Genomic DNA, 17,800 nt, shown 5'->3' on the forward strand with positions numbered 1-17,800 from the left:
GCGGACGAGGAGACGAGCGGGGATCGACAACGCTGTCTGATCGCATATACGACTGAGTGATCTGATTTCCAGACACGACTCTAGGGTGAGGGTTTCGGACTGTCAAGAGTCCGAGAGGCCTTCCGGCCCTCGGCCGCCTACGCGAGCCCGTTCAGCTGAAGGAATCGCTTCACCATCGGCGTCGTCTGATCGGCGCAGTAGTGCTGGATGAAATGCCCGCTCCCGACGGTCTGCGCGATCACGACCGACGACTCCCTCCGCACCACGTCGAGGTCGGCGTTCGGGGTCTGCGCCGCGATGAAGAGCGTGGGGATGTCGAGCTCGCGCAACGGCCCCACCGTGTCGGTGTTCACGACCGTCTCGTACCAGCAGGACAGGAACATGTACCGCGGCGCGGAGCTCATGCTCGCGACGATCTTCTCGCGCGTCCCGCCCTCGTCGCTCGGCAGGAAGAACGCCGAACGGAGGAAGACGCGCAGCTCGTCGAGGTATTCGTCCTCGGGCATCGCCTCGTAGCCGGCGAGCATCGGGCGGGCGAACTCGGCGACCGCGTCGCTCACCGCCCACGCGGAGTCCATCGCGACCAGTCCGGACAGCAGGCCCGGGTAGAGGTGGGTGAGCCGCAGCCCCGACACGCCCCCGAGGCTGTGCCCGACGAGCACCGGCTTGTCGAGATCGAGCAGCCGCGAGACTTCCGCGAGGTCGTGGGCGAAGACGTCCGGGTGGTAGCCCTGCACCGGCTTGTCGCTCTCGCCGTGACCGCGCAGGTCGACGTTGATGACCCGGAAATCCGGCTCGAGCGCGGCCACCTGGGCCGCCATCGTCGAGCGATCGCAGCCCAGCCCGTGGGCGAGCAGGACCGCCCGATCCCCCGTCCCGGAATCGTCGTACGCGATCGTGGTGCCATCGCTCAACTCGAGCCTCATGCCAGACCTCCTCGTCTGCCCAACCCTGCGGAACTGGCATGATATACGACAGCTCGGAACGACCGACGCGGGGGAGACATCATCGACGAGCAGCAGGAAGCGGCGACCGACGGTACTCCGCGCGGCGCACACCAGACGATCACGCGGGTCACGCACATCCTCGAGCAGGTCGTCTACCGGCCGGGATCGACGCACGCCGAGATCACCCGCGCGGTCGGAGCACCGAAAAGCTCCGTCTACGGATTCATCCGGGGCCTGCTCGCGGCGGACTGGCTGATCGAGGAGGATCACCGGCTCTACCTCGGCCCCGCGTTCTACAGCCTCGCGATCGCGAGCGGGCACGTGCGCGCCGGCGTCGTCACGGCGGCAGACCTGGGCGAGCTCTACGCCGAGACCGGACTGACGGCGTTTGTCGGCGTCCGCGCCGGCGATCACCTGATCTACATCGCCGAGGCCGGCAGCGACCTCATGGCGAGCTTCGAGGCGCGGACGAACATCCGCCGCGCGCTGCTGACGACGGCCGGCGGGAAGGCGCTGCTCTCCGCGCTGCCGCCGTCCGACCTCGAGACGTTCGTGCGGCAGCGGCCGGAGTCGGATCGCCCGCACGTCCAGGCGCTGCTGCGCACGATCCCCGAGATCCGCGCGAGCGGGATCGCGATCAACACGAACGACGTCAGCGGGCGCACCGGCATCGCCACGCTCGTGCACGACCACGTCGGCCGCGCGGTCGCCGCCGTGACGCTCGTCGGCGCCTCGCGGGACGTGCTCCCCCGGGTGGACGAGCTGAGCGCACTCCTGCTGCGCCGGGTCGAGTCCTGGCGAACGCGTCGTGGCGGCGAATCGCGCGAGCCGCTCTAGGCACCGCGTGCGGCGGCCCCTCTGTCGCGGCGAAGCGCCTGGATATATTCTCTATTCGTTCGCGTCCGTCGTCCCCCGGCACGGACCATCCCGAAGCGAGGAACGAGATCATGGTCGATCGTGTCAGCCTGACCCGCGTCGAGACAGCCCAGACGGTGGCGGACTTCGCGTCCCGCCTCACGCTGTCCGACCTCCCCACCAGCGCCCTCCGCGCCGTCGAGCACAACATCGAAGACACGCTGACGTGCGCGCTCGCGGGCTCGTCCGCCCTCGCGGTCGACGACATCGCGGGCCTCGTGCGCGAGTGGGCGGGCAGCCCGCAGGCGACCGTGTTCGTGTCCGGGGAGCGCTACCCCGCCCACCACGTCGCGTGGGTGAACGGCACGATGGCGCACGCGCGCGACTACGACGACACGCACGACTCCGCCATCCTGCACGCCGGCGTCAGCGTCGTCCCGGCGGCCCTCGCCGCGGCCGAGCTGAACCCCGCCGCGACCGGAGCCGACGTGCTCGCCGGCGTGGCCGCGGGACTCGAGACCCTCTGCCGCCTCGGGGTCGCGATCGAGGTGGACATCGTCGAGAGCGGCTACATCTACTCGTCCCTGCTCGGCTACTTCGGCGCGACGGCGGCCGCCGGCCGGATCCTGGGGCTCGATCCGGACCAGATGCTCAACGCGCTCGGGATCGTCTACAGCTCGGCCGCGGGCAACCACCAGGTGACCCGCGACGCGTCGCTCATGAAGCGCGTGCAGCCCTCGCTGGCGGCGCAGGCGGCGGTCGTCGCCGTACAGCTCGCCGCGCGCGGCGTGCGCGGGGCGCAGCGCGTCTTCGACGGCGAGGACGGGCTGTTCCGCGTGTACCTCCACGACCGCGTGGACCGCGCGAAGGTCACCGAGGGACTCGGGACCACGTGGGAGCTCGAGAACCTGAGCTACAAGCCGTACCCGTGCTGCCGCGACACCCACTCCGCGATCGACGCGGCCCTGGAGCTCCGCGCCGCGGCGACGCGGCCGGTCGAGGAGATCACGGGCATCCGCGTCGGCGTGACGGCCCCGGGCTACCAGATGGTCTGCACGCCGGAGGAGGTCCGACGCACGCCTCGGACGATCGTGGAGGCGCAGTTCAGCATCCCGTTCACCGTGGCGGCGGCCCTCATCGACGGCGCCCTGACCCTCGACCTCTTCACGACGGACGGGATCGAACGCCCCGACATCCTGGAGCTCGCCGCGCGCGTCCACCCCTACGTCGACGACGAGATCGATCGCGAATGGCGCCGCTACGTGACGCCCGCCCGAGTGGAGATCACCTACGCCGACGGCACGGTCGTGGCCTCCCGCGTGGACTACGCCACCGGCCACCCGCGGCGCCCCATGTCCGAGCAGCAGATCGCGCTGAAGGCCGCCGACTGCGTCGCCTACGCGGCGCAGCCGATGCCGGAGGGAGCGGCGGACCGGCTGCTGTCGGCCGTCCGAGGCCTGGCCGACGCGCCGGACGTCACCGCGGTCGTCGCCGCGATGGTCGCGGGGTTGACAGCCCAAAACTGAGGCCGTACGGTCATATTTGCGATCAAGTGATCGCATATATGGTCGGAGGTGCAATGACTGCTCTCGCCGGAGTCAAGGTCGTCTGCGTAGGGCAGTTCTACTTCGCGCCGTACTGCTCGATGCTGCTGGCGCGTCTCGGCGCGGACGTCATCAAGATCGAGTCCCCCGCGGGCGATCCGTACCGCCGACTGTCGGGCGCGGAACCGGACGGATCCTCGCTGCAGTTCGCGATGATCAACTCCGGCAAGCGCGCGATGAAGCTGGATCTGTCGAGCCCCGGCGGCCAGGAGGTGTTCCGGCGCCTCGCGGCGCAGGCGGACGTCGTCGTCCAGAACCTCTCGCCCGGCGCGATGGACCGGTTCGGCATCGGCTACGAGGCCCTGCGCGAGATCAACCCGCGCCTGATCATGGCGTCCGGCACCGGCTTCGGCTCGTTCGGCCCCTATGCCGGGCAGCCGGCGATGGACCTCACCGTGCAGGCCCGCACGGCCGTGATGAGCACGACCGGCTACGAGGACGGTCCGCCGACGCGGACGGGTCCCTCGATCGTGGACTTCATCGGCGGGGCCCACCTGTTCGGCGGGATCGTCGCGGCCCTGTACCAGCGCGAGCAGACGGGGCACGGTCAGCACGTGGAAGTCGCGCTCCAGGACGCGATCCTCCCCTCGCTCTCCTCCAACATCGCCGGTCTCATCAACAGCGGCGGCGCGATGCCCGAGCGCACCGGCAACCGCCACGGCGGACTGGCGGTCGTGCCGTACAACGCCTACCGGAGCTCGGACGGCTGGGTGACGGTCCTGTGCCCGACGCAGGCGCACTGGGATCGCCTGCGCCGCATCATGGATGACCCCGCCGCCGACGACCCCCGCTTCGCGACGATGGACGGGCGGTGCGACGCCGCCGAGGACGTGGATCGCGTCGTCGAGCGCTGGACGAGCACGCTCACGAAGGAGCAGGTCCTGGAGGCGCTGAAGGGCACCGGCATCCCCGCCGCGCCCGTGCTGACCCTCTCCGAGGTGCTCGAGGACGAGCACATCGCGGCGCGCGGAGTGCTGCGGCGCATGCACGACGACGCCGGCGACTGGATCACGCTCGGCAACCCGCTCTTCCTCTCGGACTCGCCGACGGTGGAGCCCACGCGGGCACCGCGCCTCGGCGCGGACACCGCGGCGATCCTCCGCGACGAGCTCGGCTTCGACGACGCGGAGATCGAGAGCCTCCGCACGGCCGGCGCGATCTGACGCCGGCCGGCGCGCTCAGTCGGCGGCGCCGAGCTCCAGACGACCCCACGCGTGGGCCGTGGCGAGGTCGGACTTCGACGTGGCGGCCGTGCAGCAGAGCACGCGGCCGTCCGGCAGCTGCGCGACCGAGAAGCAGGACTGGCTCGCCTGCACGCGGCGACGCACCGCCCCGCCCTCGGCGACGAGGACGGCTCCGCCGTTGCCCGGATCCGCCACCCAGACCGCGCCGACGGGGCCGATGCTGAGGCCGTCCGGTGCGACGGGGCTTCCGCCTGGCCCCGCGTCGGAGAGATCCGCCCACACCCGCCGTCCGCTCAGGGTGCCATCGGGGGCGATGTCGAACGCCGTGAGACGTGCGCCCAGCGTCTCGGCGACGAGCACGACGCCCGCGTCGAGCACGACGACGCCGTTCGGGAAGCGGAGATTCCCGGCCGCGGAGCGGACGGTCCCGTCCGGCTCCACGAGCGTGAGGTGCGCCGACGGCGGGTTCGCGTTCTCGCCGAAGAGCGGATCGACGTCGGGATCCGCCTCGATGAGGCCGTAGTAGTCGAAGCCGAAGTCGCTGACCCAGGCACGCCCGGCCGCATCGACGAACAGGTCGTTGATCGCGCCCGCGGTCACCGCGCCGAGGTCGGCGTGCACGACCAGCCGGCCGTCCGGCTCGAGCCGCAGGAGCATGCGATCCCGCATCGAGACGATGAGGAGGCGCCCGTCCGGCAGCCATCCGAGTCCGCAGGGCTGTCCGGGCACCTCGGCGACCGTCGTCTCCTGCCCCGTGGCGAGGTCGATCCGGAGGACGCGGTACGCGTACACGTCCGAGACATACAGCGCGCCGTCGGGGCCGATGCGGGCACCCTCCGGGAAGTGGAGATCGGCCCGGACCAGCGTGGTGTCCACGGGACCGGCGGGGGTGAACTCGTGGGCCATGGACTCGCCTTCAGGCTCGGGCGCCGCCGTGCGGCGCGGTCAGGGTGTCGGTCTCCAGGACGAAGCGGTATCGCACGTCGCCCGCGAGCATCCGGTCGAAGCTCTCGTCGATCGCCGTGGCGTCGACCAGCTCGACCTCGGCCTCGATCCCGTGGTCCGCGCAGAAGTCCAAGACCTCCTGCGTCTCGCGGATGCTCCCCGTGCGGGTGCCGGCGATCGAGCGCCGGTGCGAGATGAGCGCGAAGGCCGCGACCTCGATGGGCCGCGACGGCACGCCCACGTTGACGAACGTGCCGTCGAGGGTCAGCAGCGAGAGGTAGGCGCCGTAGTCGAGATTGGCCGGCACCGTCGAGACGATGAGGTCCAGGGACTCGGCCAGGTCCGTGAACGCGTCCGGATCCGTCGCCACGCGGAAGTCGGTGGCGCCGAGCCGGATCGCGTCCTCGCGTTTGCTCTCATCGAGGTCCAGCACGGTCACCTCGGCCCCGAGGGCCGCGCCGATCTGGACGCCGACGTGACCGAGCCCGCCGAGGCCGATGATCCCGAGCCGGGTCGTCGGGCCGACGTTCCAGTGGCGCAGCGGCGAGTACATCGTGACCCCGGCGCACAGCAGCGGGGCCGCACCCGCGGACGACAACGATGCCGGCACGCGCAGCACGAAGTGCTCGTCGACGACGACGCGATCGCTGTAGCCGCCCTGGGTGACCTGACCGTCACGACCGATCCAGTTGTAGGTCTGGACGTTCCCGCGCAGGCAGTACTGCTCGAGTCCCTCGACGCAGCGGATGCACTCCCCGCAGGAGTCGACCATGCAGCCGACCGCGACCCGGTCGCCGACCGCGTGCGTCGACACGTCGGATCCGGTCGCCACGACGGTCCCGATGATCTCGTGGCCCGGCACGATCGGGAACCTCGTCGACCCCCAGAGCTCCCGCGCCCGATCGATGTCGGAGTGGCACAGCCCGCAGTGGGTGATCGCGATCTCGACGTCCCGCGGGCCGGGCTCGCGTCGGGGGATGACCATGTCGATGAACGGCTGACCTGCGGCGGTCACTCCACGAGCGATTGCGTCGACCACGATGGCTTCTCCCGTCGTTCGACCGGACCTCACCGTCCGGCGGCTGAGTATATTATATGACCCACCTCGGAGGCCTTTCCAAGCCCTTGACCTCACTTCGCGCCCGGGGATATGTTTCCCGAACTACGTCCGCTCAAACGTATATGCGGACACTGGCGATCCGTTCAACGACGAACGGGAGAGGTCGGGTAGGCGATGAGCACCTTCGTGATCGTTCACGGCGCATGGCACCACGGCGAGCTGTACGAGGGGGTGGCCGCCCACCTGCGCGCGATGGGCCACACCGTTCACACGCCGACGCTCCTGGGCAACGGCGTCGGGGATTCGAAGCAGACGACCCTGGAGGAGGCGATCGGCTCGCTGCTGGACTACTTCGCCGAGAACTCGATCGAGGACGCGGTCCTCGTCGGCCATTCGTGGGGAGGCATGGTCATCACCGCGGCCGCGGACCGGCTGCCGGCGGGGCCGATCCGGCGGCTCGTCTACTGGAGCGCCTACGTGCCGCACGACGGGGAGAGCCTCGTCGACATCACCCCGGCCGTGTTCGGGGAGATGTTCACGATGCTCCGCGAGGAGGACGGCGGCGTGCCCATGCTGTACCCGGTCTTCCGCGAGGCGCTCATCAACGACGCCGACGAGGAGACCGCGAAGCGGTTCCACGCGCAGCTCGTCACCCAGCCGTTCAACACGATGTTCGACAAGGTCTCCCTCACGAGGGACCCCTCGGATCTCGCGGTCGGAAAGTCGTTCCTCCACTGCCAGGAGGACATGGTCTACCCCGCGAGCGCGGGCGGATGGCATCCGCAGTTCTCCGAGCGGCTCGGGATCTACCGGTTCGTCTCGATGCCGGGGAGCCACGAGGCGTGCCTGACGACGCCGGATGTCGCCGCCGCCCACCTGGTCAAGGCGGGACGCGACTGAGGTGACGACACCGAGCAGCATCCTCCCCTCGGCGGGCGAAGCGGACGCACCGTTCGCCGCGGCGTCGCGGATCGCCGGACAGTGGCGTGCTCCCGGGGAGACGGTCGAGATCCGGGATCCGTACCGCGGCGACGTCGTGGGCTGGGTTCCCGTCTCGACGGCGAGCGACGGCGACGACGCCCTCGATGCGGCGCGGCAGGGCGCCCGGGAGATGGCGGCCCTGCCGGGATACGAGCGCGCCGCGATCCTGCGACGGGCCGCCGAGGAGGTCCATCAACGCGTGGCCCGGATCGGACGCGTGATGGCACGCGAGACGGGCAAGGCGGTGAGCGACTGCCGGACCGAGGTCGCGCGGGCGGCCGACACGCTCCTTCTGTGCGCGGAGGAGGCCGTCCGGATCCAGGGCGAGCACGTTCCGATGGACGCGTCCCCGATCGGCGCCGGGAAGATCGCTCTCGTCATGCGCTTCCCGGTCGGCGTCGTCGCGGCGATCACCCCGTTCAACGGGCCGGTGAACCTCGCCGCGCACAAGGTGGGCCCCGCGTTCGCGGCCGGGAACGCGGTCGTGATCAAGCCCTCACCGAAGGCGTCGCTCAGCGCGCACCTGTTCGTCGAAGCGATCGTGGCGGCCGGAGTGCCGGACGGTGCGATCTGCTCGCTCTTCGGCGACACCGTGTCGGCGGGGCTCGTGGCCGATCCCCGCGTGGACTTCGTGAGCTTTACCGGCTCCATCCCCGTGGGGAAGGCCATCCAGCGCAGCATGGGCATGAAGCGTGCGGCGCTCGAGCTCGGCGGAGTGGGGCCGACCTTCGTCCACTCGGATGCGGATCTCGGCGCGGCGGCGAAGGCGTGCGCGCGCAACGGCTACCTCCTGGCCGGTCAGAGCTGCGTCTCCGTGCAGAACGTGTACGTGCAGCGCTCCGTCTACCGGGACTTCCTCGCCGCCCTCGAGGCCGAGATCGATCTGATCCGGTTCGGGGATCCGCTGGACCCGACGACGGAGGTCGGCACGCTGATCGACGAGACGGCGGCCACGCGGGTGGCCGGCACGGTCGGCCGAGCCGTCACCGCGGGCGCGACGCTCCTCCGCGGCGGCCACCGCGAACGCGCGCAGCTCGATGCGACGCTGCTCGTCGACGTCGGGTCGGACATGGATGCCGTGAAGGACGAGATCTTCGGACCCGTCGTGACCGTGCAGGCCTACGACGACCCCGCGCCCCTGTTCCGGTCGATCAGCGAGAGCCCGTACGGCCTGCAGTGCGGGATCTTCACCGACTCGCTCGAGCTCGCGAAGACGGCGTTCCGGAGTCTTCGCACCGGCGGCGTGATCGTGAACGGCACCTCGCGCTGGCGCTCGGACCAGATGCCGTACGGCGGCGTGAAGGACAGCGGCATCGGCCGCGAGGGTCCGAGGTTCGCCGTGCGGGAGATGACCGAGGAACGACTGCTGGTGATCAACTGATGTCCGAGATCGCCGGTGCGGCCTACGAGGTCTTCGCCCTCAGGTACGGGACCCGTGAGTCCCAGCGCAGCGCGGAGTACTTCCGCTACGACCTCTACGAGGTGCCGGACGCCCCGCAGCGGATGGACTACTACTTCTGGCTCGTGCGCAACGCGGAGCGCACGGTGCTCGTCGACTGCGGGTTCGACCGCGAGCGCGGCGCCCTGAAGCACCGGACGCAGACGACGAGTCCCGAGGAGCTGCTCGCACGGGTCGGCGTCTCCCCGGAGGACGTCGACCACGTCGTCGTCTCGCACATGCACTACGACCACATCGGGAACATCGGCGCCTTCCCCCGCGCGACCGTCAGCGTCATGCGCGACGAGTACGAGTTCTGGACCGGCCCGATCGGGCACAAGCCCCTCATGGAGTCGGTCGTGCTCCCCGAGGAGCGCGGAATCATGGAGCGGCTGCGCGCGGACGGCCGGGTGCGCCTCCTCGACCGACGAGAGGAGGTCGCCCCCGGCATCACCGCGATCCGCGTCGGCGGCCACACGCCCGGTCAGGCGATCGTCCAGGTCGTGGCGTCGACCGGCACGATCGTCCTCGCCTCGGACGCGATCCACTACTACGACGAGCTGACCCACGACTGGCCGTTCCGCCTCTTCGACGGCCTGGGCGACAGCTACCGCGCCTTCGACGTCCTCCGCGAGCTCGAGGCATCCGGGGCCACGCTCATCGCCGGACACGATCCGCGGGTGACGGAGCTCTTCACCGAGATCGCGCCCGACTGCTTCGACCTCACCGCTCCCCTCTCGACCGTCCGCCCGACCGAAAGGCACTGACATGCAGAAGCGCGAACTGGGCCGCACCGGCCTCCAGGTCTCCCCGATCGCGATCGGGGGCGCGGCCTTCACCTACGTCGAACGCTCGACCGGCTGGAACCCGAAGGAGGACGCCGGTCGGCAGGTCGTCTACGACACCCTGAACGCGGCGCTGGACAGCGGGATCAACTACATCGACACCGCGCCCGCGTACGGCGAAGGCTACAGCGAGACCCTCGTCGGCGAGGTGATGCGGACGCGGCGGAACGACGCGGTCCTCGCCAGCAAGGTCTGGTACGAGCTCGACTACGCGGGGGTCCTCGACAGCGTCGGCAAGAGCCTGGAACGCCTGCAGACCGATCACATCGACATCCTTCAGATCCACGGCCGGATGTACACCGCCGCCGAGGTCGACCACATCCTCACGGGCGGGCCGCTGCAGGCCCTCGTCGAGCTCAAGAGCCGGGGCGTGATCGGCCACATCGGCATCACGACCGAGGAGCCCTGGACGGTGATCCCGTTCCTCGATCACGAGGAGATCGAGGTCTACCAGATCGCCTACAACTTCATCTACCAGGCGGCGGCCCGGCACTTCCTCATCCAGGCCGCCGAGAAGAACGTCGGCGTCGTCACGATGCGGACGATGACATCCGGGATCCTGCAGCGCGAGGCGAGCTTCCTCGCCCCCGGCTGGCAGTCCGCGAACGACCTCTACGAGGTCGCCCTCAAGTTCGTCCTCTCGGACTCCCGGATCTCCGCGGGCATCGTCGGCATGCGCTGGCCGGAGGAGGTGGCCCGCAACGTCGCGCTGCTCGACGGATGGACCCCGGAGACCGACTTCGCGACGATGCCGCGCCTGACCTTCGAGGTCTACAAGGCCGGCGACGACGACGGCGCCCGATAGCCGCGCGGACGAGAAGGGATCAGACGTGGTCATCCCGCGCAGCGCGCTCGACGCGATGGCGGCGTTCTCGCTCGACGAGTCCCGGTTCGGTCACCACGGTGCCGATCTGCACCGCCCCGAGTGCGTCCTCACGACGGCGGCGGGCGAGCTGTACGTCAGCGACGAGCGGGGCGGGGTGACCCGGATCTCGGCCGACGGCTCGACCACCCTCTACTCGGCCGCCACCCTGGAGTGCCCCTCCCTGGCGGCCAACGGGTTCGCGCTCATGCCGGACGGCTCGTTCCTCGTCGCGCCGCTCTGCGGCGGCGGCGTCTTCCGCCTCCGCCGGGACGGCCAGGCCGAGCCGTTCCTCCAGGAGGTCGACGGGCGGGAGCTGCGGTGCGCCAACTTCGTGCTGCTCGACCCCTACGAGCGGATCTGGATCTCCTGCCTCACGCAGCAGGACCGCACGACCCTCGCGAGCTACCCGCGGGGACAGCACGACGGATACATCGTGCTGGTCGACCGACACGGCGCGCGGATCGTCGCCGACGACATCAACTACCCCAACGAGGTGCGGATCGACGCCGCCGGGCGATACCTCTACACGAACGAGACGACGGCGGGGCGGCTGCTGCGCTATCCGATCGCGCCGGACGGCAGCCTCGGGAGCCCGGTCACGATCACCGAGTTCGACGCATCCAACATGCTCGACGGCTTCACGCTGGACCGCGAGGGCGGCGCCTGGGTGACCGCGATCATCTCGAATCGGCTCTGGCACGTCACACCGGACGGCGCCCAGCACCTGCTGATCGAGCAGTCCGATCCCGAGCAGATGGAGCGGCTCTGCGCGTTGCAGCGCACCACCGGCGTGCTCCGGAGCGTGATCTACGAGGAGCACGGCTCCACGCTGCGGAACATGTCGTCGCTCGCCTTCGGCGGCCCGGACCTGCACACCGTCTTCGTCGGGAGCCTCATGGGCGATTCCGTCCTGAGCTTCCACGCGCCCGTCGCCGGGGTCGAGCCCGCTCACTGGCGATTCGACGCCGGCGTCCGATGACCGCACCGAACAGACGACCGAAGAGGAGCTCATCATGACGGAACCCCTGTCCCCCGCGCAGCAGCGGATCGGCGACCTGGCGCCGAAGCTCGTGGAGATCACGGACGACGTGCTCTACGGCCAGGTCTGGGAGAGGCCGGAGCTGTCCAAGCGCGACCGCAGCCTCATCACCGTGGCATCCCTCATCGCGATGAACCGCCTCCCGCAGCTGAAGTCGCACATGCGGCGCGGGCTCGCGCACGGCCTGACCCGGGAGGAGATCGCGGAGACGATCACGCATCTCGCGTTCTACGCCGGATGGCCCTGCGCGATGGGCGCCATCGACGTGCTCAAGGACCTCGACGCGTAGCTAACGCTCGAGGACGACCGCGAGCCCCTGTCCCACGCCGATGCAGATGGCGGCCACGGCGATGCCGCGCCCGCGCCGCCGCAGCTCGTGGGCGGCGTGGCCGACGATGCGTCCGCCGGACGCACCGAGCGGATGCCCGACGGCGAGTGCGCCGCCGTGGACGTTCACGCGGTCGGGATCGAGCTCGGGCCAGCCCGCGATGCAGGCGAGCGACTGCGACGCGAACGCCTCGTTGAGCTCGACGACGTCGACGTCGGCCCACGTGCAACCGGCGCGCGCGAGCGCCCGGTTGGCCGCCTCGATCGGGGCGATCGGGAAATCGTCGGGATCGACGCCGAAAGCCCCCCGGCCCGTGATCGCCGCGAGGGGTTCCGCATCGAGCGCCCCCTCCGCGCCGAGCAGCACCGCCGAGGCGCCGTCGTTGATCGCCGAGGAGTTCCCCGCGGTGACGGTGCCGGATCCGTCCGCGGCGAACAGCGGCGCCAGACCGGCGAGCACCTCGACGGAGGTGTCCGCCCGGATGCCCTCGTCCCGGACGAGCTCCACCCCGGGCACCGCGACCGTCTCCGCGTCGAAGACTCCCGAGGCCCACGCCTCCGCCGCGAGCCGGTGAGAGCGCACGGCGAACGCATCCTGCTCCACGCGCGAGATCCCCCGTGCGCGCGCGACCTTCTCGGCGGCCTCGCCGTTCGAGATCGTCCAGCGGGTGGGAAGAGAGCGGTTCACCATCCGCCAGCCGATCGCCGTGTTCCACATCGTCGGGTTGCCCACCGCGGGGAAGGGCCGGGCGGTCTTCTCCACGACGTACGGAGCGCGGCTCATCGACTCGACACCCCCGGCGAGCACGAGCGCGGCATCGCCGCACTCGATCGCCCGCGACCCCTGCACCACCGCCTCTACGCCCGACGCGCACAGCCGGTTCACCGTGACCCCCGTCACCGTGGTCGGGAACCCGGCCAGCAGCGCGCCGAACCGCGCGACGTTGCGGTTGTCCTCCCCCGCCTGGTTCGCGTCGCCGAAGACGACGTCGTCGATCCGGGCCGGGTCGAGACCGGCACGCTCCACGGTCGCCCGCATGACGAGCGCCGCCAGGTCGTCGGAGCGGACGCCGGACAGGGCGCCCCCCGCGCGACCGAACGGGGTGCGGACGGCGTCGTAGACGTACGCGGCCGGCAACGTCAGGCATCCGTCCCGGTCGCGTCCCCGAGCGTGAGGCCGATGAGGGCGGAGAGGGATGCCGGCGTGTTGTCCCCGAACGCCTCGCGGACCGCGAACCCGTCCGGCGTCACGTCGAACACGGCATGGTCCGTGTAGACGCGGGTGACGCAGCCGACCCCGGTGAGCGGATACGTGCAGGTCTCGACGAGCTTCGACTCCCCGGTCTTGGTGAGGAGGTCCGTCATCACGTAGACGGACTTCGCGCCGATCGCGAGGTCCATCGCCCCGCCGACCGCGGGGATCGCGCCGGGCGCTCCGGTCGACCAGTTCGCGAGGTCGCCGGTCTGCGACACCTGGAACGCGCCCAGCACGCACACGTCGAGGTGTCCGCCGCGCATCATCGCGAACGAGTCGGCGTGATGGAAGTAGGCGGCACCGGGAAGGGCGGTGACCGGCTGCTTCCCCGCGTTGATGAGGTCGGGGTCGATCCGGTCGGGCTCCGGGGCGGCCCCCATCCCGAGCAGTCCGTTCTCGGTGTGCAGGATGATCTCGAGGTCGCGGGGAAGGTAGTTCGCCACGAGGGTCGGTGCGCCGATCCCGAGGTTGACGACCGCGCCCTCGGGGATGTCGGCCGCGATCCGGGCGGCGACGTCGTCGCGGGAGAGGCGGGTGGGCGCGCTCATTGCTCGAACACCTCGGCCGCGATGCGGAACGCGGTGTTCGCCGCGGGCACGCCGCAGTAGAGCCCGGCCTGCAGGATGACCTCGCGGATCTCCCCGACCGTGAGGCCGTTGCGCAGGGCGGCGCGGAAGTGCATCGCGAGCTCCTCGTGGTGGCCGAGCGCCATGAGGGCCGTGAGCACGGCGATCGAGCGCCCGCGGCGGTCGAGACCGGGGCGCGACCAGATGTCGCCCCACGCGACGCGCGTGATGAAGTCCTGGAAGTCGGCGGTGAGCTCCGTCGTATTCGCGATCGCGCGGTCGACGTGGGCGTCGGAGAGCACCTCACGACGGACGACCATGCCCTGGGCGTGGCGTTCGCCGTCGCTGAGTCCGGGCTCGGCGCCGGAAGGAGGGGATGCGGTCATGCTGCGCTCCTGGATGAGACGGTGTCGAAGAAGCCGGCGAGGGCCGCGGCGGTCGCCGGGGCGTCCTCGGCCGGGGGCAGGTGCGCGACGCCCGCGATCATCGCGGCGCGGCCGTCGCGCACGCCGACGGCGACCTCCCGCGCCCGCGGCTCGGGCGCGACGCCGTCGTGCTCTCCCCAGAGGGCGAGGACGGGGATCTCGATCCCGCCCAGCCGGTCGCGCACGTCGTAGGCCGCGAGCGCCTCGCAGCAGCGCGCGTAGCTCTCGGCGTCGGCGTCCCGCAGGGCGTGGAGGAGGCGCCCGGAGAGATCGGGCAGGCGCGCGATCGACCCTGGCGCGAACCAGCGCTCGGCCGAGGGCGTGACGAGCACGGACGTCGACTGGCGGCGCACGAGGTCGGCGCGCTCGCGCCAGGCCGACGGTTCGCCGATCCGCGCGCCCGAGGCGAGGACCACGAGCGCCGCCACGAGGTCGGGATGCCGCAGCGCGAGCTCGAGGCCGGTGGCGCCGCCGAGCGAGACGCCGGCGTAGAGGGTGCGCTCCTCTCCGAGCGCTCGGATCGACGCGGCGACCGCGTCGGCGAGGTCCGCGGCGGAGAAGGGAGCGGATGCCCCGGGCGAGGCGCCGTGGCCCGGGAGGTCCCAGGCCGCGACGCGGAACCGCGACCGGAGAGCGGGCAGGGTCCGCTCCCAGAGGATCGTCGAGGTGCCGAGCGAGGGGCCGAGCACGAGGAGCGGCGCGCCGGCCGGCCCGAGCGGCGGGGTGAGGGCGAGCGCCGGCGCGGTCACGCGTCGTCCTCCGCGAGGAGCCGGTCGACGAGGTCGCCGGCGAGGCCGGTGTAGCCCGCGGGGTCGAGGAGGGCCCCGACGTCGACGCCCTCGAGTCCGTCGGCGGCCGCGAGCACGGCCGGCAGCGACTCGCCCGCGGCGGCGCGGGCGAGGAGCGCGGCGACGGCGTCCGCGCCGACAAGCGGGGTCAGCTCGATCGCGAGCCGCTCGGCGACGATCAGCCCCCGGGTCGCCGCGAGGTTCCGCGCAACGGCGGCCTCGTCGACGCGGAGCCCGGACGCGAGGCGCGCGAGCGTCCCGGTCGCGCCGAGCGCGAGCCGCAGCAGCTCCCGCAGCGCGGGCCACTCGGCATGCCACGCGCCATCGGGCCGCTCGTCTCCCGCGAGCGCCGCCGCGGCGTGCAGCGTCGCCCCGAGATGCGGTGCGCGGATCGCGGCGGAGCGGACGAGCACCGATGCCACGGGGTTCTGCTTCTGCGGCATCGCCGACGATCCGCCGGGCGCGCCCTCGGCGAGCTCGCCGATCTCGGTGCGGCTCAGGGTCGCGACATCGGTCGCGACGACGCCGCACGCGTCGACGGCCTGCACGAGCGCATCGCCGAGCTCGGTGATCGGCCAGCGGTTCGTGTGCCACGGCGCTTCCGGTGCCACGAGCCCGAGCTCGGCGGCGTATCGCCGCGGGAGCCCGGCCGCGGTAGCGGCATCCGCGATCGCGACGAACGACGCGAGGGTGCCCGCCGCGCCGCCGAGCTGGGCGGGCAGGGCCGCGAGCGCGGTGTCGAGGCGCCCCCGCGCGCGTCGGAGGCCGGCGACCCACGTCGCCGCCCGGAGCCCGACCGTCGTCGGAACGGCGTGCTGCCCCAGGGTGCGGGCCGCCGCAACGGTGCCGCGACCGACCCGCGCCAGGTCGGCGAGCGCGGCCTCGGCCTCCTGCAGTGCGGCGACGAGCCGAGCGCCGGCGTCCCGGGCGACCAGCACGAGCGCCGTGTCGAGGATGTCCTGGCTCGTGGCCCCGCGGTGCACCCACACACGGTGCTCGGGCGGGACGGCCGCCCGCAGCCGCGGTACGAGCGGGACGACGGGGTTCCCGTCGGCGACGGCGTGCGCGGCCAGGGCCGCGAGCTCGATGCCGTGGCCGGTGCAGAAGCCCGCGTCCCCGCGCCAGCCGAGCACCGCCGAGACGGCATCCGCCGTCGCGGCGCTCGCCGCGCCCGCCGCCGCCCACGACCGGGTGAGCGCGACCTCGGCGGTCACGAGGGCGTCGAGCACGGCAGCATCCGCGACCGGCTCGTCGAATCCGACGCCCACCGGTGTCAGCAGGCCCTCGTCACGGTCAGAACGCAAGGAACACCGTCTCCCTCTCGCCCTGGAGCCGGACGTCGAATCGGAGACCGCCGTCCGGAGTGCGGGCGGCGATCAGGCTCTCGCGCTCCTCCGACGGGAGGGAGGCGAGGAACGGGTCGGCGGCGAGCGCCTCGATGTCGTCGGGGAGGTAGATGCGGGTGTGGAGCTTGTCGGGCAGACCGCGCGCGAACACGACGAGCGCGATGAAGGGCGCTCCGCGGTCCGCGCGACCGGGGTTGCGGGTCCAGAAGGAGTAGCGGCCGTCGCCGTCGGTGCAGCTGCGGCCGAAGCCCGCGAAGGCGTGGTCGTCGCGCGGGAACGAGCCGCGGTCGCGCGGCACCGCGCCGTCGGCGTCCCGCTGCCAGATCTCCAGCAGCGCGTCGGGGATCGGATCGCCCGCGCCGTCGTACACGGTCCCGGCGAGCAGGATCGCCCCGGGCGCGTGCGGGAAGGCGATCTCGCGCATCCTCGGGTACTCCACCCCGAACGCGAAGAACGGCCCGACCGTCTGGCCGGGGGTGGGCGCGAGCGTCCGCGCGGGGACGGTCATCGCGCGTCCTCCGCCGGCTCGAACCACGTGGCATCCGGCCCGTCGACGACGATGTCGAAGCGGTACCCCATCGAGAACTCAGGAGCCGTCAGGTCGTGGTCGTAGCGGCTGATCAGGCGGTCACGATCCTTCTGGCGGCGGATCGTGTTGTAGATCGGGTCGAGCGGGAAGAGGACATCGTCCGGGAAGTACATCTGCGTGACGAGCCGCTGCGTGAACGAGGGGCCGAAGACCGAGAAGTGGATGTGCGCGGGGCGCCACGCGTTCGCGTGGTTCTTCCACGGGTAGGCACCGGGCTTGATCGTCGTGAACCGATAGCCGCCGCCGTCGTCGGTGATCGCCCGGCCCGCGCCGGTGAAGTTCGGGTCGAGGGGCGCGGGGTGCTGGTCGCGCTGGTGGATGTAGCGGCCCGCGGCGTTCGCCTGCCAGATCTCTATCAGCTGGCGGGGCAGCGGCCGCCCCCACGTGTCGAGGAGCCGGCCGGACACGGTGATGCGCTGCCCCTGCGGCTCGCCGGCGTGCTGCAGCGTGAGGTCGGACTCGAGGGGCGCGACGTCCCGCTGCCCGAACGCCGGCGACCAGAGCTCGATCGTCTCGGGGTCGGCGAGCTTCGGGTTCTTCGTCGGGTGCCGGAGGATGCTGGAACGGTACGGCGGGAAGTCGTACAGGGTGGGCGGCACGGGCTCTCCGGCTCCGAGGCGCCGCTCCGCCTCCGCGTGGATCGCGACGATCTCGGCGGTGATCTCGTCCTGCGACGCCAGGATCGTGTCCACCATGGGTCTCCTTCGACGCGGGCTGAGAACTGATCCCATCGTCACGCCG

The 17,800-nt window shown here is 71.7% G+C and carries 19 protein-coding genes; 9 read left to right on the forward strand and 10 right to left on the reverse strand.

What is annotated here, in order from left to right; genetic code table 11:
* Nucleotides 1-137 precede the first annotated feature (137 nt).
* The gene (locus ABCS02_RS11420) at nucleotides 138-926 is read right to left on the reverse strand and encodes an alpha/beta hydrolase (protein WP_345835758.1); all 789 of its coding nucleotides are present in this window, start codon (nucleotides 924-926) and stop codon (nucleotides 138-140) included.
* A 342-nt stretch (nucleotides 927-1,268) separates the two neighbouring features.
* On the opposite strand from ABCS02_RS11420, the gene ABCS02_RS11425 reads away from it, so the two are divergent.
* From ABCS02_RS11425 to ABCS02_RS11435, 3 genes are all read left to right on the forward strand, one after another.
* On the forward strand, nucleotides 1,269-1,784 hold the full coding sequence (locus tag ABCS02_RS11425) for an IclR family transcriptional regulator C-terminal domain-containing protein (protein ID WP_345835759.1): 516 nt from the start codon (nucleotides 1,269-1,271) through the stop codon (nucleotides 1,782-1,784).
* Nucleotides 1,785-1,894: 110 nt separating this feature from the next.
* A complete protein-coding gene (locus ABCS02_RS11430) occupies nucleotides 1,895-3,328 on the forward strand; it encodes an MmgE/PrpD family protein (RefSeq protein ID WP_345835760.1) in 1,434 nt (477 codons plus the stop codon).
* A gap of 53 nt (nucleotides 3,329-3,381) precedes the next feature.
* Nucleotides 3,382-4,569 (forward strand): CoA transferase, encoded by a 1,188-nt coding sequence (locus ABCS02_RS11435; RefSeq protein WP_345835761.1) that lies wholly within the window; start codon nucleotides 3,382-3,384, stop codon nucleotides 4,567-4,569.
* A gap of 15 nt (nucleotides 4,570-4,584) precedes the next feature.
* On the opposite strand, the gene ABCS02_RS11440 is transcribed toward ABCS02_RS11435, so the two are convergent.
* On the reverse strand, nucleotides 4,585-5,496 hold the full coding sequence (locus ABCS02_RS11440; RefSeq protein WP_345835762.1) for an SMP-30/gluconolactonase/LRE family protein: 912 nt from the start codon (nucleotides 5,494-5,496) through the stop codon (nucleotides 4,585-4,587).
* 10 nt (nucleotides 5,497-5,506) lie between these two features.
* Nucleotides 5,507-6,520, reverse strand: coding sequence for an NAD(P)-dependent alcohol dehydrogenase (locus ABCS02_RS11445; RefSeq protein ID WP_345836332.1), 1,014 nt, complete (start codon nucleotides 6,518-6,520; stop codon nucleotides 5,507-5,509).
* 249 nt (nucleotides 6,521-6,769) lie between these two features.
* Here ABCS02_RS11445 and ABCS02_RS11450 point away from each other — a divergent pair, with 249 nt between their 5' ends.
* The 6 genes from ABCS02_RS11450 to ABCS02_RS11475 are packed head-to-tail and all read left to right on the forward strand — an operon-like array spanning nucleotide 6,770 to nucleotide 12,052.
* Nucleotides 6,770-7,495, forward strand: a complete 726-nt coding sequence (locus ABCS02_RS11450) for an alpha/beta fold hydrolase (protein WP_345835763.1) — start codon at nucleotides 6,770-6,772, stop codon at nucleotides 7,493-7,495.
* 1 nt (nucleotide 7,496) lies between these two features.
* The gene (locus ABCS02_RS11455; protein ID WP_345835764.1) at nucleotides 7,497-8,957 is read left to right on the forward strand and encodes an aldehyde dehydrogenase family protein; all 1,461 of its coding nucleotides are present in this window, start codon (nucleotides 7,497-7,499) and stop codon (nucleotides 8,955-8,957) included.
* Complete coding sequence (locus tag ABCS02_RS11460; RefSeq protein WP_345835765.1) at nucleotides 8,957-9,781, forward strand: N-acyl homoserine lactonase family protein; 825 nt, start codon at nucleotides 8,957-8,959, stop codon at nucleotides 9,779-9,781. The genes ABCS02_RS11455 and ABCS02_RS11460 overlap by 1 nt, the downstream gene beginning before the upstream one ends.
* A 1-nt stretch (nucleotide 9,782) precedes the next feature.
* Nucleotides 9,783-10,664, forward strand: coding sequence for an aldo/keto reductase (locus ABCS02_RS11465; RefSeq protein WP_345835766.1), 882 nt, complete (start codon nucleotides 9,783-9,785; stop codon nucleotides 10,662-10,664).
* 25 nt (nucleotides 10,665-10,689) lie between these two features.
* Nucleotides 10,690-11,703 carry an SMP-30/gluconolactonase/LRE family protein gene (locus tag ABCS02_RS11470; protein WP_345835767.1) on the forward strand — a complete coding sequence of 338 codons (1,014 nt, stop codon included), beginning with the start codon at nucleotides 10,690-10,692 and terminating at the stop codon, nucleotides 11,701-11,703.
* Between the two features lie 34 nt (nucleotides 11,704-11,737).
* Nucleotides 11,738-12,052: a carboxymuconolactone decarboxylase family protein gene (locus ABCS02_RS11475; protein ID WP_345835768.1), complete on the forward strand. Its 315-nt coding sequence runs from the start codon at nucleotides 11,738-11,740 to the stop codon at nucleotides 12,050-12,052.
* Here the strand turns inward: ABCS02_RS11475 and ABCS02_RS11480 are convergent, their stop codons facing one another.
* The 7 genes from ABCS02_RS11480 to pcaH are packed head-to-tail and all read right to left on the reverse strand — an operon-like array spanning nucleotide 12,053 to nucleotide 17,754.
* On the reverse strand, nucleotides 12,053-13,228 hold the full coding sequence (locus ABCS02_RS11480; protein ID WP_345835769.1) for a thiolase family protein: 1,176 nt from the start codon (nucleotides 13,226-13,228) through the stop codon (nucleotides 12,053-12,055).
* 2 nt (nucleotides 13,229-13,230) lie between these two features.
* Nucleotides 13,231-13,893 (reverse strand): 3-oxoacid CoA-transferase subunit B, encoded by a 663-nt coding sequence (locus tag ABCS02_RS11485; protein ID WP_345835770.1) that lies wholly within the window; start codon nucleotides 13,891-13,893, stop codon nucleotides 13,231-13,233.
* Entirely contained in the window at nucleotides 13,890-14,297 is a 408-nt protein-coding gene (gene pcaC / locus ABCS02_RS11490; protein WP_345835771.1) for a 4-carboxymuconolactone decarboxylase, read from the reverse strand. The genes ABCS02_RS11485 and pcaC overlap by 4 nt, the downstream gene beginning before the upstream one ends.
* Entirely contained in the window at nucleotides 14,294-15,085 is a 792-nt protein-coding gene (locus ABCS02_RS11495; protein WP_345835772.1) for an alpha/beta fold hydrolase, read from the reverse strand. Before ABCS02_RS11495 ends, pcaC begins: the two co-directional genes overlap by 4 nt.
* Complete coding sequence (locus tag ABCS02_RS11500; RefSeq protein WP_345835773.1) at nucleotides 15,082-16,428, reverse strand: lyase family protein; 1,347 nt, start codon at nucleotides 16,426-16,428, stop codon at nucleotides 15,082-15,084. Before ABCS02_RS11500 ends, ABCS02_RS11495 begins: the two co-directional genes overlap by 4 nt.
* Entirely contained in the window at nucleotides 16,418-16,978 is a 561-nt protein-coding gene (gene pcaG / locus ABCS02_RS11505; RefSeq protein ID WP_345835774.1) for a protocatechuate 3,4-dioxygenase subunit alpha, read from the reverse strand. Before pcaG ends, ABCS02_RS11500 begins: the two co-directional genes overlap by 11 nt.
* A complete protein-coding gene (gene pcaH / locus ABCS02_RS11510; protein ID WP_345835775.1) occupies nucleotides 16,975-17,754 on the reverse strand; it encodes a protocatechuate 3,4-dioxygenase subunit beta in 780 nt (259 codons plus the stop codon). Before pcaH ends, pcaG begins: the two co-directional genes overlap by 4 nt.
* Nucleotides 17,755-17,800 lie beyond the last annotated feature (46 nt).

It is taken from the genome of Microbacterium sp. X-17, from assembly GCF_039615055.1.

What these genes read in the sequence shown, in the direction of transcription:
- pcaH (WP_345835775.1), bottom strand. Translation starts at nt 17,754, where the DNA reads ATGGTGGACACGATCCTGGCGTCGCAGGACGAGATCACCGCCGAGATC.
- ABCS02_RS11435 (WP_345835761.1), top strand. Translation starts at nt 3,382, where the DNA reads ATGACTGCTCTCGCCGGAGTCAAGGTCGTCTGCGTAGGGCAGTTCTAC.
- ABCS02_RS11420 (WP_345835758.1), bottom strand. Translation starts at nt 926, where the DNA reads ATGAGGCTCGAGTTGAGCGATGGCACCACGATCGCGTACGACGATTCC.
- pcaC (WP_345835771.1), bottom strand. Translation starts at nt 14,297, where the DNA reads ATGACCGCATCCCCTCCTTCCGGCGCCGAGCCCGGACTCAGCGACGGC.
- ABCS02_RS11460 (WP_345835765.1), top strand. Translation starts at nt 8,957, where the DNA reads ATGTCCGAGATCGCCGGTGCGGCCTACGAGGTCTTCGCCCTCAGGTAC.
- ABCS02_RS11485 (WP_345835770.1), bottom strand. Translation starts at nt 13,893, where the DNA reads ATGAGCGCGCCCACCCGCCTCTCCCGCGACGACGTCGCCGCCCGGATC.
- ABCS02_RS11475 (WP_345835768.1), top strand. Translation starts at nt 11,738, where the DNA reads ATGACGGAACCCCTGTCCCCCGCGCAGCAGCGGATCGGCGACCTGGCG.
- ABCS02_RS11445 (WP_345836332.1), bottom strand. Translation starts at nt 6,520, where the DNA reads ATGGTCATCCCCCGACGCGAGCCCGGCCCGCGGGACGTCGAGATCGCG.
- ABCS02_RS11465 (WP_345835766.1), top strand. Translation starts at nt 9,783, where the DNA reads ATGCAGAAGCGCGAACTGGGCCGCACCGGCCTCCAGGTCTCCCCGATC.
- ABCS02_RS11440 (WP_345835762.1), bottom strand. Translation starts at nt 5,496, where the DNA reads ATGGCCCACGAGTTCACCCCCGCCGGTCCCGTGGACACCACGCTGGTC.
- ABCS02_RS11430 (WP_345835760.1), top strand. Translation starts at nt 1,895, where the DNA reads ATGGTCGATCGTGTCAGCCTGACCCGCGTCGAGACAGCCCAGACGGTG.
- ABCS02_RS11450 (WP_345835763.1), top strand. Translation starts at nt 6,770, where the DNA reads ATGAGCACCTTCGTGATCGTTCACGGCGCATGGCACCACGGCGAGCTG.
- pcaG (WP_345835774.1), bottom strand. Translation starts at nt 16,978, where the DNA reads ATGACCGTCCCCGCGCGGACGCTCGCGCCCACCCCCGGCCAGACGGTC.